Here is a 15,670-nt window from a genome sequence, read left to right on the forward strand (position 1 = left end):
TCGTGCTGTTCTCGTCGGCTGCTGGTGTGCTGGGCAGTGCGGGGCAGGCCAACTATGCGGCCGCTAATGCCTTCTTGGACGCGCTGGCTCAGCACCGTCGTGCCCAGGGTCTTCCTGCGACGTCGCTCGCGTGGGGGCTGTGGGCGGACCAGGGTGGTATGGCCGGGGCGTTGGCGGACGAGGACATCGACCGGATGAACCGGGCCGGAGTCGCCGCCCTGTCCGCCGACGAGGGCCTCGCGCTCCTCGACGCCTCCCTCGCGGAGCCCGACGGCGCCCTCGTCCCGATGAAGCTGCACCTCGACACCCTGCGCCGACAGTTCGGCGCGGACGTGCCCCCGCTGTTCCGGAGCCTCATCCGCGGCGGCGGACGCACCCGCCGTGTGGTCGAGTCCGGGCCCGCCGCGGCCGGGACCTCGCTCGCCGACCAACTGGTCGCGCTGGCCCCCGAGAACCGCGAGCGCGCCCTCCTCGACCTCGTCCGCGCGCAGGTGGCCGCCGTCCTCGGCTACGCGTCCGGTGACGACGTGGCGCCCACCAAGGCGTTCAAGGAGCTGGGCTTCGACTCGCTCACCTCTGTCGAACTCCGCAACCGCCTCAACTCCGCGACCGAGCTGCGGCTGCCCGCCAGCCTCGTCTTCGACTACCCGACGCCGAAGGTCCTCGCCCAGTACCTCGGCACCGAGATCCTCGGCGACCTCGCCGCCGCCCCGGGCGCGGCCACCGGCCGGAGCGCGCAGACGGCGGTCGCGGCCCAGGACGAGCCCATCGCCATCGTCGCGATGAGCTGCCGCTTCCCCGGCGGCGTCCACACCCCCGAAGACCTGTGGCGGCTCCTCACCGACGGCGAAGAGGCCATCACCGAGTTCCCGGAGGGCCGCGGCTGGGACACGGCGTCCCTCTACGACCCCGACCCCAACCGCGTCGGCACCAGCTACGCCCGCGAGGGCGGCTTCCTGCACGACGCGGGCGAGTTCGACGCCGCGTTCTTCGGCATCTCCCCGCGCGAGGCCCTGGCCATGGACCCGCAGCAGCGCCTGCTCCTGGAGACGTCCTGGGAGGCCATCGAGCGCGCCGGAATCGACCCCGCCACGCTGCACGGCAGCCCCACGGGCGTCTTCGCCGGACTCATCTACCACGAGTACGGCTCCCAGCTCGCGAGCGTCCCCGAGGACCTCGGCGGCTACCTCGGCACCGGCAGCTCCGGTGCCATCGCCTCGGGCCGCATCTCGTACTCCTTCGGCCTGGAAGGCCCGGCGGTCACGGTCGACACGGCCTGCTCGTCGTCGCTCGTCGCCCTGCACCTGGCCGCGCAGGCGCTGCGGCAGGGCGAGTGCTCGCTGGCCCTCGCGGGCGGCGTGACGGTCATGCCCACGGCGGGCACCTTCCTGGAGTTCAGCCGCCAGCGCGGCCTGGCCCCCGACGGCCGCTGCAAGCCGTTCGCGGCCGCCGCCGACGGCACCAGCTGGGGCGAGGGCGTGGGCATGCTCGTCCTGGAGCGCCTGTCCGACGCCCAGCGCAACGGCCACCAGGTCCTCGCAGTCGTCCGCGGCTCCGCGATCAACCAGGACGGCGCCAGCAACGGCCTGACCGCCCCCAACGGGCCGTCCCAGCAGCGCGTCATCACCCAGGCCCTCGCCAACGCCCGCCTCACGACCACGGACGTCGACGCCGTCGAGGCCCACGGCACCGGCACACCCCTCGGCGACCCCATCGAGGCCCAGGCCCTCATCGCGACCTACGGCAAGGAGCGCCCGGCCGACCAGCCGCTGCTCCTCGGCTCCGTGAAGTCCAACATCGGCCACACCCAGGCCGCCGCCGGTGTCGCCGGTGTCATCAAGATGGTCATGGCGATGCGCCACGGCGTCCTGCCGCGCACCCTGAACATGGACGCGCCGACCCCCGAGGTCGACTGGTCGGCGGGCACCGTGGAACTCCTCGCGGAGTCCCGCGCCTGGCCCGAGCGGGACGGCGGCGCGCCGCGCCGCGCGGGCGTGTCGTCGTTCGGCGTGAGCGGGACGAACGCGCACGTGATCCTGGAGCAGGGCCCGTCGGCCGCGGCGCCGGAGGCCGCCGGTGTCGCGCCGTCGCCGGTGGTCGCGGGCGTCGTACCGCTGGCACTCTCGGCGAAGACCGAGGGCGCGCTCCGGGACCAGGCCGCACGGCTGCGGGCACATCTCCTGGCCGATGCCGGTCTCGAACTGGGCGACGTCGCCTGGTCGTTGGCGGTGTCGCGGTCGCGGTTCGAGTACCGGGGCGTCGTCCTCGGCGGCGACCGGGACGAGCTGCTCGCCGGGCTCGATCGGCTGGCACAGGACGACGCGAGCGCGCAGAACGTCGTCACGGGGCGCGCGCTGGGTGGCTCGGCCCGGCCGGTGTTCGTGTTCCCGGGGCAGGGCTCGCAGTGGACCGGGATGGCCCGTGAACTCCTGGACTCCAGCCCGGTGTTCGCCGCCCGCATGCGGGAGTGCGCGGACGCCCTGTCCGAGTTCGTGGACTGGGACCTGATCGAAGAGCTGAACGGCGAGCGGTTCGACCACGTGGATGTGGTCCAGCCCGTGCTGTTCGCCGTGATGGTGTCGCTGGCCGAGGCCTGGCGCGCGGCGGGCGTTCAGCCTGCGGCTGTCGTCGGGCACAGCCAGGGTGAGATCGCGGCCGCGTGTGTCGCGGGCGCCTTGTCGCTGCGGGACGCCGCCCGCGTGGTCGCGCTGCGCAGCCTCGCCATCCGGGAGCTGTCCGGCAAGGGCGGCATGGTGTCCGTGCCGCTGCCCGAGGCCGAGGTGCGGGAGCTGATCACCGCGTGGGGCGACCGGGTGTCGGTCGCGGCCGTGAACGGTCCCGCTCAGGTCGTGGTCTCCGGTGAGCCGGACGCGCTGGAGGAACTGGTCGCGCAGTGCGTGGCCCGCGATGTCCGCGCCCGCACGATCCCCGTCGACTACGCCTCGCACTCCGCATACGTGGAGCAGATCGAGGCCCGGATAGCCGAGGCGCTGGCCGGGGTGGCCCCGCAGGCCGCCGAGGTCCCGCTGTACTCGACCCTCACAGGGGAGTGGCTGGGCGCCAACACCCCGATGGATGCCGGGTACTGGTACCGCAACCTGCGCCAGACCGTCCTCTTCGAGCACGCCACCCGCGGCCTCCTCGCCGAGGGGCACGACCTGTTCCTGGAGATGAGCCCCCACCCGGTGCTCACCGTCCCCGTCCAAGCCACCATCGAGGCCGCCGGACGCGAGGGCGCGGCAGTGGCCCTCGGCTCCCTGCGCCGCGACGACGGCGGCGCCGACCGTCTCGCCGCCTCCCTCGCCGAAGCGCACACGCACGGCGCCGAGCTGGACTGGCAGGCGCTCCTCCCGGGCGCCCGTGCCACCGTCGACCTGCCCACGTACGCCTTCCAGCGCCAGCACTACTGGCTCCTCTCGCCGGAGCAGGAGGCGGGCGCCGAGCCCACCCCCGCCGTGGACGAGGTGGAGGCACGCTTCTGGGAGGCCGTGGAGCGCGAGGACCTGGCGGGCCTGGCGGCCGAGCTGGAGGTGGCGGACGGTTCCGCCGCCGGGCTCGGCGAGGTCCTGCCCGTCCTGTCGTCGTGGCGGCGGCAGCGGCGTGAGAAGTCCACCGTGGACGGCTGGCGCTACCGGGTCACCTGGAAGTCGCTGGCGAGCGGTGCGCTGCCCGGGCCGGTCCTGACGGGCCGCTGGCTGGTCGTCGTACCGGAGGAGGCTGCCGCGCACCCGTGGGTCGCGGGCGTCACCGAGGCGCTGGCGCAGGCCGGTGCGGACGTCACCGAAGTCCGTGTGAGCGGCGCGGAGCTGAACCGGGAGACGCTGGCCGGGCGGCTGCGCGAGCAGCTCACCCCCGACGGGCCGGAGCCCGTCGGTGTGGTGTCCCTGCTGGCCCTCGCCGAGGACCCGCACCCGGAGCAGCCCGTGCTGCCCGCCGGTCTCGCGGGCACCGTGGCGCTCGTCCAGGCCCTGGGTGACGTCGAGGTCGACGCGAAGCTGTGGGCGGTCTCCAGCGGAGCCGTCTCCACCGGCCGCAACGACCAGGTGGAGAGCCCCGCCCAGGCGCAGACCTGGGGCCTCGGCCGCGTGGTGGCCCTGGAGCACCCCGAGCGCTGGGGCGGCCTCGTCGACCTGCCCGCCACCCCCGACAGCCGCGCCGCGGCCCGGTTCGCCGGGATCCTCGCGGGCGTCGGCGACGAGGACCAGCTCGCCGTGCGCGGCTCCGGAGTCTTCGTACGCCGCCTCGTCCGCGCCGAGCCCGCCGCGGCCGCGAAGGACAAGACCGCCGCGTCCGCGCAGGACAAGTGGACTCCCCGCGGTACCGTCCTCATCACCGGCGGCACCGGCGCCCTCGGCCCCCACATGGCCCGCTGGCTCGCCCGCGAGGGCGCCGAGCACCTCGTCCTGACCAGCCGCCGCGGCCCGGCCGCGCCCGGCGCCGACGAACTCCGCACCAAACTCGAGGAGTTGGGCGTCCAGGTCACCATCGCGGCCTGCGACGTCGCCGACCGCGACGCCGTCGCCGCACTGCTCGACCAGCTCACCGCCGACGGCCACACTCTGCGCGCCGTCATCCACGCCGCCGCGCTCATCGAGCTGGCGCCGATCGCCACCACCACCCTCGATGAGTTCGCGGAGATCGTCGCGGCGAAGGTCGCGGGCGCCGTCGTCCTGGACGAGCTCCTGGACGGCGCGGACCTCGACGCGTTCGTGCTGTTCTCGTCCATCGCGGGCGTCTGGGGCAGCGGCGACCACGCCGCGTACGCCGCCGCCAACGCGCACCTCGACGCCCTCGCCGAGCACCGCAGGGCACGCGGCCTGACCGCGACATCCATCGCCTGGGGCGTGTGGAACGTCGTCAACCCGTACCTGAGCGGCAGCGCGCCGATCGACGTCGACCCGGAGCAACTGCGCCGCCAGGGACTGCCGTTCCTCGACCCGGACCTCGCGTTCGCGGGCATGCGGCAGACCCTCGACGACGACGAGACGTTCCTGGCGCTCGCCGACGTGGACTGGGACCAGTTCGTGCCCGTGTTCACCTCGCGGCGCGCCCGCCCGCTCCTCGCCGACCTGCCCGACGCCCAGCGCGTCCTCGCCTCCCAGGGCGGCACCGACAGCGCGGAGGACGGCGGCGACACGCCGTCCAAGGCGGCCGCGCTGCGGGAGCGCCTGACCGGCCTCGCCGGACCCGAGCAGAACCGCGTCCTGCTCGACCTCGTCCTCACCCACGCGGCCGCCGTCCTCGGCTACGAGTCCGCGCAGGCCCTCGACCCCGAGCGGGCCTTCCGCGAGTTCGGGTTCGACTCGCTCACCGCCGTCGACCTGCGCAACCGCCTCGGTGCCGGCACCGGCCTCAAGCTGCCCACCACGGTCGTCTTCGACCACCCCAACGGCACCGCCCTGGCCGCGTACCTGCGCACCCAGGTCCTCGGCGCCGACAAGGCCGCCACCGCCGCGCCCGTCGCCACCGTCGCCGCGGCCACCGACGAGCCCATCGCCATCGTCGCGATGAGCTGCCGCTACCCGGGCGGCATCAGCAGCCCCGAGCGCATGTGGGAGGTCCTCGAAGGACGCGCCGACGTCGTCGGCGGCTACCCCGCCAACCGCGGCTGGGACATCGCCCACCTCTACGACCCGGACCCGGAGACCCCCGGCACCACCACGACCAGGGGCGGCGGCTTCCTGCACGACGCGGGCGCCTTCGACCCGGCCTTCTTCGGCATCTCGCCGCGCGAGGCCCTGGCCATGGACCCGCAGCAGCGCCTGCTCCTGGAGACCTCCTGGGAGGCCTTCGAGCGCGCCGGGGTCGACCCGCGCGCGGTGCGCGGCGAGGCCGCCGGAGTGTTCGTCGGCACCAACTACCAGGACTACGGCACCGGCCCCGGCCAGGTGTCCGCGGGCTCCGAGGGCCACATCCTCACCGGCAGCGCGCCCAGCGTCATCTCCGGCCGCATCGCCTACAGCTTCGGCCTCGAAGGCCCGGCGGTCACGGTCGACACGGCCTGCTCGTCGTCGCTCGTCGCCATGCACCTGGCGGCCCAGGCCCTGCGCCAGGGCGAGTGCTCCCTCGCGCTCGCCGGCGGCGTCGCCGTGATGTCGTCGCCCGGCGCGCTCATCGCCTTCAGCCAGCAGCGCGGCCTCGCCGACGACGGCCGCTGCAAGGCCTTCGCCGCCGCGGCCGACGGCATGGGCATGGCCGAGGGCGTCGGCATGGTGCTCCTGGAGCGCCTGTCCGACGCCCAGCGCAACGGCCACCAGGTCCTCGCGGTGGTCCGCGGCTCGGCGATCAACCAGGACGGCGCCAGCAACGGCCTGACCGCCCCCAACGGGCCGTCCCAGCAGCGCGTCATCCGCCAGGCCCTCGCCAACGCCCGGCTCACCCCCGCCGACGTCGACGCGGTCGAGGCCCACGGCACCGGCACCACGCTCGGCGACCCGATCGAGGCGCAGGCCCTCCTCGCCACCTACGGCCAGGAGCGCCCGGACAGCGGCGAACCCCTGTGGCTGGGCTCCATCAAGTCCAACATCGGCCACAGTCAGGCCGCCTCCGGCGTCGCGGGCGTCATGAAGATGGTCCTCGCCATGCACCACGGCGTGCTGCCCCAGACGCTCCACGTCGACGAGCCGACTCCCGAGGTCGACTGGACCGAAGGCGCCGTCGCGCTCCTGACCGAGGCCCGCGACTGGCCCGAGCGGGGCGACGCGCCCCGCCGCGCGGGCGTCTCCTCCTTCGGCATGAGCGGTACGAACGCCCACGTCATCCTGGAACAGCTCCCGGCCGCCGAACAGCCGCAGCCCGTCGGGGCCGACAGCGACGACGGTGCTGCCGTGCCGTCGCCGGTGGTGGCCGGGGTCGTACCGCTGGCCCTCTCGGCGAAGTCCGAGGGCGCGCTGCGGGACCAGGCCGCGCGCCTCCGGGAACACCTCGTCACCCGGGGCAGCCTCGAACTGGACGATGTGGCCTGGTCGTTGGCGGTGTCACGGTCGCGGTTCGAGCATCGGGGCGTCGTCCTCGGGCGGGACCGGGACGAACTGCTCGCCGGGCTCGACGCGCTCACTCAGGAGGACGCGGCCGCCACGCAGGTGGTGTCCGGACGGGCGCTGGGCGGCATCGTCCGGCCGGTGTTCGTGTTCCCGGGGCAGGGGTCGCAGTGGGCCGGGATGGCGCGTGAGCTGCTCGACTCCAGTCCGGTGTTCGCCGATCGGATGCGGGAGTGCGCGGACGCGCTGTCGGAGTTCGTGGAGTGGGACCTGCTTGAGGAGCTGAGTGGGGACAACTTCGACCGGGTGGATGTGGTGCAGCCGGTCCTGTTCGCCGTGATGGTGTCGCTGGCCGCGACCTGGCAGGCGGCGGGAGTTCAGCCTGCCGCCGTGGTCGGGCACAGTCAGGGCGAGATCGCCGCCGCCTGCGTCGCGGGCGCGCTGACCTTGCGGGACGCGGCCCGTGTCGTGGCGCTGCGGAGCCTGGCGATCCGGGAGCTGTCGGGCAAGGGCGGGATGGTGTCCGTGCCGCTGCCCGAGGCCGAGGTGCGGGAACTGATCGCTGCCTGGGGCGGCCGGATCGAGCTGGCCGCCGTCAACGGTCCGGCCCAGGTCGTCGTCTCCGGTGAGCCCGAGGCGCTGGAAGAACTGGTCGCCCAGTGTGTCGCCCAGGACATCCGCGCCCGGACGATCCCGGTGGACTACGCCTCGCACTCCTCGTATGTGGAGCAGATCGAGGAGCAGATCGCTGAGGCGCTGGCCGGGGTGGACCCGCAGGCGGCCGAGGTGCCCCTGTTCTCGACGCTGACGGGGGAGTGGCTGGACGCCAACACCCCGATGGATTCGGGCTATTGGTACCGCAACCTCCGTCAGACGGTCCTCTTCGAGCACGCCACCCGCGGCCTCCTGACCGAGGGGCACGGGCTGTTCCTGGAGATGAGCCCGCACCCGGTCCTGACCGTCCCGGTGCAGGCCACCATCGACGCGACCGACAGCCAGGCCGTCACCCTCGGCTCCCTCCGCCGCGACGACGGCGGCGCCAACCGGCTGCTCGCCTCGATCGCCGAAGCGCACGCCCACGGCGCCGAGTTGGACTGGGCAGCCCTCTACCCGGGCGCCCGTGCCACCGTCGACCTGCCCACGTACGCCTTCCAGCGCGACCACTACTGGCTGCTCGCCCCGCAGGAGGAGGAGCAGCCGGAGGGTGCGCCGCTCGCCACCGACGAGGTGGAGTCGCGGTTCTGGGACGCCGTGGAACGCGAGGACCTGGAAGGCCTCGCGGCCGAGCTGGACGTCGCGGACGGTCCGGCCGCCGAGCTCGGCGCGGTCCTGCCGGTCCTCTCGTCCTGGCGGCGCCAGCGGCGCGAGCGGGCGACCCTCGACAGCTGGCGCTACCAGGTCGCCTGGGAGCCCCTCGCGGGCGAGCTTCCGGCCGCCGGTCCGACGGGCCGCTGGCTGGTCGTCGTACCGGAGGAGCCGCAGCGGCAGGGCGCGCCGGAGCAGGCCGACGGGTCGCAGGCGTGGCGTGCCGCCGTCATCGAGGCCCTGGCGCAGTCCGGCGCCCAGGTGCACGAACTCCGCGTCCCCGCAGGTGAGATGACGCGCGAGGCGCTGGCCGAGCGGCTGCGTGAACTGGCCGCCGCCGACCCGGCGGAACCGACCGGCGTGCTCTCCCTGCTCGCCCTCGACGAGTCCGCCCTCGACGAGTCCGCCACCGGCGCGGGTGCCCGTGCCGACCAGCCGGGTGTCCCCGCCGCTCTCGGCGGCACCTTCACCCTCGTCCAGGCCCTCGGCGACGCCGGAATCGGGGCGCGGCTGTGGGCCGTCACCCGGGGCGCCGTCGCCACCGGCCCCGCCGACCCCGCCGCCCTGCCCGCGCAGGCGCAGGTGTGGGGCCTCGGCCGGGTCGCGGCCCTGGAGTGCCCCGACCGCTGGGGCGGCCTCGTCGACGTACCGCAGGACCCCGACAAGCGGGCCGTGTCGCAGCTCGTCGGGATCCTCGCGGGCGCCGGGGACGAGGACCAGCTCGCGGTGCGGCAGGCGGGTGTGCTCGTGCGGCGGTTCGTGCGGGCGCCGCTCGGTGCGGGCGAGGCGCGGGAGTGGTCGCCGCGCGGTACGGCACTCGTCACCGGCGGTACGGGTGCGATCGGCGGGCATGTGGCGCGCTGGCTCGCCCGCGAGGGCGTCGAGCACCTCGTCCTCACCAGCCGTCGCGGCCCGGACGCCCCCGGCGCCGCCGAACTCAAGGCGGAACTGGAGGAGTTGGGCGCCAAGGTGACCGTCGCGGCCTGCGACGTGGCCGACCGTGACGCCGTCGCCGGGCTCCTCGGGCGACTCGTCGAGGACGGGCACACGCTGCGCTCCGTGTTCCACGCGGCGGGCGTCGGCCAGGGCCAGCCCCTCGCCGAGACGACGGCCGCCGACATCGCCGCCGTCCTGGAGGCGAAGGTCGCGGGCGCCGCGCACCTCGACGCGCTCCTCGACACCGACGAGCTGGACGCGTTCGTGCTCTTCTCGTCCAACGCGGGCGTGTGGGGCAGCGGCAGCCAGGGCGCGTACGCCGCCGCGAACGCGCACCTCGACGCGCTCGCCGAGCGGCGCCGGGCCCGCGGCCTGACCGCCACCTCGGTGGCGTGGGGCCTGTGGGCCGGGGGCGGCATGGCCGGGGACGACGGCGAGGAGCAGTTCCGCCGTCGCGGCCTGCGGCCGATGGCACCGGACCTCGCGGTCGCCGCGCTCGCCCAGGCGGTGGCGCACGACGAGACGTTCGTGGCCGTCGCCGACCTGGACTGGGAGCGGTTCGCGCCCGCCTTCACGTCGGCGCGGACCAGCCCGTTCATCGGTGACCTGCCCGAGGTCCGCCGGTACGCGCGGTCCGTGGCCGCCGAGCCGGCGGCCGACGCGGGCACCGGCGACGACGCGGCGGCCGGCCTGCGGCGCCGCCTGGCCCCGCTCACCGAGCCCGAGCGCGAGGTGATCCTGCTCGACATCGTGCGCACCCACGCGGCCGCCGTGCTCGGCTACACCGGAGCGGAGTCCGTCGACGCCCACCGCGCCTTCCGGGAGCTCGGCTTCGACTCCCTGACGGCCGTGGAGGTCCGCAACCGCCTCAACAAGGCCACGGGGCTCCGGCTGCCCGCCACCCTCGTGTTCGACTACCCGACGTCCGTCGTCCTGGCCCAGTACCTGCGGACGCAGTTGCTCCAGGACGACGCCGCCGGGGTGGACTCCACGCTCCAGGAGCTGGACCGCCTGGAGGCGGGCCTCAGCTCCATCGCGCCCGACGACAGCGCCCGCATGCGCATCACGATGCGCCTGGAGGCACTGATGTCGAAGTGGAAGGGCGCGGACGCCGAGGCGCCGGCCGACGGCGAGGAGGTCTCCTCGCGGCTCGAGTCGGCGTCCGCCGATGAGGTCTTCGACTTCATCGACAAAGAACTCGGCATTTCCTGACTCAGTCCGACCGGGCCGGTGCACGGCCCGGTCGGCCCGACCGGTGCGGTTTTTCTGTGACTACGCGAACAGGTGAGTTTCCGATGGCGGACCAGCAAAAGCTCCTCGACTACCTCAAGCGGGTGACCGCCGACCTCCACGAGACGCGCCAGCGGCTGCGCGACGCCGAGGCGGAGGAGCCCGAGCCCATCGCCATCGTCGGAATGAGCTGCCGCTACCCCGGCGACGTGAGCAGCCCGGAGGACCTGTGGCGGCTCGTGGCCGAGGGCCGCGACGCGCTCTCCGCCTTCCCCGCCGACCGCGGCTGGGACGTCGAAGCGCTCGGCGGTCGCACGGAGGACGGCGACGGCGACCCGGACCGGCCCGAGCGCGGCGGCGGCTTCGTCTACGACGCCGGTGACTTCGACGCCGCCTTCTTCGGGATCTCGCCCCGCGAGGCCATGGCCATGGACCCCCAGCAGCGCCTCCTCCTGGAGTCCGTCTGGGAGACCTTCGAGCGGGCCGCCATCCCGCCGACCTCCCTGCGCGGCAGCCGCACCGGCGTGTTCGTCGGCGCCACCGCGCAGGGCTACGGCCCCGCCCTGATGGCGTCGCCCGACAACGTCGACGGCTACCTCCTCACCGGTGACGTCTCCAGCGTCATCTCCGGCCGCGTGTCGTACGTCTTCGGCCTCGAAGGCCCGGCCGTCACCGTCGACACCGCCTGCTCGTCGTCCCTCGTCGCCCTGCACCTGGCCGCGCAGGCACTGCGGCAGGGCGAGTGCGACCTCGCCGTCGCCGCCGGTGTCGCCGTCATGGTCACCTCCGGCGCGTTCGCGGAGTTCAGCCGCCAGGGCGGCCTCGCCTCCGACGGCCGCTGCAAGCCGTTCGCCGAGGCCGCGGACGGCACCGGCTGGGGCGAGGGCGTCGGCGTCCTGGCCCTGGAACGCCTCTCGGACGCCCGCCGCAACGGCCACCAGGTCCTCGCCGTCGTCCGTGGCTCCGCCGTGAACCAGGACGGTGCGAGCAACGGCCTGACCGCCCCCAACGGCCCCTCCCAGCAGCGCGTCATCCGCCAGGCCCTCGCCGCCGCCCACCTCGCCACCGACGACATCGACGCCGTCGAGGGCCACGGCACCGGCACGGTCCTCGGCGACCCCATCGAGGCCCAGGCCCTGCTCGCCACCTACGGCCAGGACCGCCCCGCCGACCGCCCGCTGCTCCTCGGCTCCGTGAAGTCCAACATCGGCCACACCCAGGCCGCTTCGGGCGTCGCCGGAGTCATCAAGATGGTCATGGCGATGCGGCACGGCGTCCTGCCCGAGAACCTGCACACCGACCGCCCCAGCACCCACGTCGACTGGACGGCGGGCGCCGTCGAACTCCTCGACTCGGCCCGCGCCTGGCCCGAGGCCGGGCGCCCCCGCCGCGCGGGCGTCTCCTCCTTCGGCGTGAGCGGCACCAACGCCCACGTCATCGTCGAGCAGGCCCCCGCCGAGGAGCCCGCCGAGCCGGAGCCGACGGCGGCCGTGGCACCCCCGACCACCACCCCGTGGCTGGTGTCGGGCCGCAGCGCCCAGGCCCTGCGCGCCCAGGCCGAGCGCATCCGCGACCACGTCACCGCCGACACCACCCTCCACCCCGTCGACCTGGGCTGGTCCCTCCTGTCGGGCCGCTCACCGCTGGAACACCGCGCCGTGCTCTTCGGCCAGGACCGGGACGAGTTCCTGTCCGGCCTGGAAACGGTCGCCTCCGGGGGCGACGGTCCGGGTGTGGTGTCGGGTGCGGTGGCCGAGGGCCGTCTCGGGGTCGTGTTCACGGGCCAGGGCAGTCAGCGGGTCGGTATGGGCCGGGAGTTGTACGAGACGTTCCCGGTGTTCGCCTCGGCGCTGGACGAGGTGTGTGCGCATCTGGATGGGCAGCTAGAACGTTCGCTCCAGGACGTGATGTTTGGTACGGATGCCGAGCTGTTGGAGCAGACGGGGTATGCGCAGCCCGCACTGTTCGCCGTCGAGGTGGCCCTGTACCGCCTTGCCGAGTCCTTCGGCGTACGGCCCGAGATCGTCGGTGGGCACTCGATCGGTGAGCTGGCCGCCGCGTATGTGGCCGGGCTGTGGTCCTTGGAGGATGCGGCCCAACTGGTCGCCGCGCGCGGCCGGTTGATGCAGTCGCTGCCCGAGGGCGGGGCGATGCTCGCGGTGCAGGCGGCCGAGGCGGAGGTACTGCCGCTGCTCGCCGGTCTGGAGGACCGGGCCGGTGTGGCCGCCGTCAACGGCCCGTCGCAGGTGGTGCTCTCCGGTGACCGCACGGTCCTGGAGGGCCTGGAGGAGAAGCTTCGCGCCGAGGGCCGTAAGGTCCGCTGGCTGAAGGTCTCCCACGCCTTCCACTCGCCCCTGATGGACCCGATCCTTGCGGACTTCCGCAAGGTCGCCGCGAACCTGACCTACCAGGACACCGTCCTCCCGGTCGTCTCCAACGTCACCGGGCGCCTCGCCACCGCGAGCGAGCTGAAGGACCCCGACTACTGGGTCCGCCACATCCGCGAGGCCGTCCGCTTCCACGACGGAGTCGGCGCGCTCACCGGCTTCGGTGTGTCGACCCTGCTGGAGCTGGGCCCCGACTCCGTCCTCACGGCGATGGCGGACGACACCCTCAGCGAGACGGACGCCCAGGTCGGCCTCATCGGCGCCCTCCGCAAGGACCGCCCCGAGCCGGACACGTTCCTGACCGCCCTCGCCAAGGCCCACGTGCGCGGAGTCGACGTCGACTGGTCCCCGCTGTACGCGTCCCAGCCGCGCCGCCGCGTCGATCTGCCCACGTACGCCTTCCAGCACGAGCGCTACTGGCCGCGTCCCGGCGTCGGCGGCACCGGTGACGTGCACGCGACCGGGCTGAGCCCGGCGGAGCACCCGCTGTTCGGCGCCGCCGTCGCGCTCGCCGACATGGACGGCTACCTCTTCACGGGCAGACTCTCCCTCGCGACCCACCCGTGGCTCGCGGGCCACGCCCTCGGCGGCACGGTCCTGCTGCCCGCCACGGCCTTCGTCGAGCTGGCCCTGCACGCCGGACACCGCGTCGGCTGCGCGCACCTGGAGGAGCTGACCCTCCAGGCACCCCTCGTCCTGCCGCAGCGCGGCGGCGTACAGGTGCAGCTCGCCGTGGGCGCCGCCGACACCTTCGGCCGCCGCCCGGTGAACCTCTACTCGCGCCCCCAGCAGGCGACCTCGGACGACCTGTGGTCCGACGAGCCCTGGCAGCGCCACGCCACCGGAACCCTCGCCCCCGCCCCGGCCGCCCGCCCCGCCGACGTCGACCTCACCCAGTGGCCCCCGGCCGACGCCGAGCGGGCCGACACCGACGCGCTGTACGACAGCCTCGCCGCCGCCGGATTCAGCTACGGGTCGGCGTTCCGGGGCCTGCGGTCGGTGTGGCGGCGCGGCGACGAACTCTTCGCCGAGGTCGCGCTGCCCGAGGCCGACCAGGACGAGGCCGCCGCGTACGGACTGCACCCGGCGCTCCTCGACGCCGCCCTGCACCCGCTGGGCCTCGGCACCTTCGTGTCCGACACCGAGCAGGGCCGCATGCCCTTCTCCTGGACCGGCGTGACCCTGCACGCGACCGGCGCGGCCGCGCTGCGCGTGCGCCTCACTGCCGCCGGGACCGACGGCGTGTCCCTCTCCGTCGCCGATGCCTCCGGCGAGCCGGTGGCCGCCGTCGACTCCCTCGTCCTGCGGCCCCTCGCGGTGCCGGACGCGGGTTCCGACCAGGCCGGTCGCCACGACTCGCTGTACCGCGTGGACTGGAGCGTGGTGCCCGCGCCCGCCACCGCGCCGAGCGCCTGCGCCGTCCTGGGCACGGACGCGTGGGGGCTGCGCGGGGCGCTGGAGCGTGCCGGTGCGACGGTGACGGCGTACCCGGACGTGGCCGAGCTGGCCGCCGCTGTCGACGGCGGCGCCGCTGCCCCGGAGTCCGTCTTCGTCGCCTGTGCCGCGTCCGCCGACCACACGCCGGGCATCGCCGGAAACGTGCGCGCTTCCCTCAACGACGCCCTGCGCACCGTGGGGGAGTGGCTGGCCTTCGAGCGCGGCGACGAGTCGCGTCTGGTCGTGGTGACCTCCGGTGCCGTGGGCGTGGGCTCCGGTGACGTCGTGTCGGCCGCGGGCCTGGTGGACGCCCCGGTGTGGGGCCTGCTGCGGTCGGCGCAGTCGGAGAACCCGGGCCGTCTCGCCCTGGTGGACGTCGACGGCTCGGCGGCGGCGCTTGGGCAGCTGCCCGGCGTCCTCGAACTGGACGAGCCGCAGGTGGCGGTGCGCGGGGACGTGGTGTGGGCGCCGCGCCTCGTGCGGGCCGGCGGGGGCGCGCTGCCGGTCCCGGCGGGCGAGTCCTGGCAGTTGGGGGTCACGGGCCGGGGCACGCTGGAGAACCTGGCGCTGCTTCCCGTCGCCGACGACGCCGAGGTGTCCGGCGGCCGGGCGTTGGAACCGCGCGAGGTACGGGTCTCCGTGCGCGCCGCGGGGGTCAACTTCCGTGACCCGCTGATCGCCCTGGGCATGTACCCCGGCGACGCGGTGATGGGCACCGAAGGCGCCGGTGTCGTCGTCGAGGTCGGCTCCGAGGTGACGGATCTGGCCGTCGGCGACCGGGTCCTCGGTCTCCTCGAGGGCGGCTTCGCGCCCCTGTCCGTCGCGGACGCGCGGATGCTGGCCCGGATGCCGGAGGGCTGGTCGTTCGCGCAGGCGGCGTCGGTGCCGACGGTGTTCCTCACGGCGTACTACGCGCTGCGGGACCTCGCCGGTCTCGAAGCCGGTGAGTCGGTCCTGGTGCACGCCGCCGCCGGTGGTGTGGGCATGGCCGCGACGCAGCTCGCCCGGCACTTCGGTGCCGAGGTGTACGGCACGGCCAGCACCGGCAAGTGGGACGTGCTGCGGGGCCTCGGCCTCGACGACTCGCGTATCGCCTCATCCCGCACGCTGGACTTCGAGACGTCGGTGCTGGCAGGGACCGAGGGCCGGGGCGTCGACGTCGTACTGAACTCCCTGGCGCGGGAGTTCGTGGACGCCTCGCTGCGGCTGCTGCCGCGTGGCGGGCGGTTCGTGGAGATGGGCAAGACCGACCTCCGCGACCCGGCCACCATCGCCGAGGACCACTCCGGCGTCACCTACCGGAGCTTCGACCTGATCGACGCCGGACACGACCGCATCAAGGAGATGCTGGCGGAGGTCCTGGAGCTGTTCGGGCAGGGGGTGTTGACGCCGCTG

Annotated in this window: 2 protein-coding genes; both read left to right on the forward strand. The window is 74.6% G+C overall.

Translation table 11 applies throughout. The features are described 5' to 3' along the window. Positions 1 to 10,433, forward strand: a 10,433-nt coding sequence (locus IE274_RS38730) for a type I polyketide synthase (protein WP_190120650.1), incomplete at its 5' end; no start/stop codon positions are given. Between the two features lie 83 nt (positions 10,434 to 10,516). Further along, on the forward strand, positions 10,517 to 15,670 hold a 5,154-nt coding region (locus IE274_RS38735; RefSeq protein ID WP_190120651.1), incomplete at its 3' end, for a type I polyketide synthase.

Origin of the sequence: Streptomyces flavofungini (assembly GCF_014650815.1) — a bacterium.
Taxonomy (GTDB): Bacteria; Actinomycetota; Actinomycetes; order Streptomycetales; family Streptomycetaceae; genus Streptomyces; species Streptomyces flavofungini.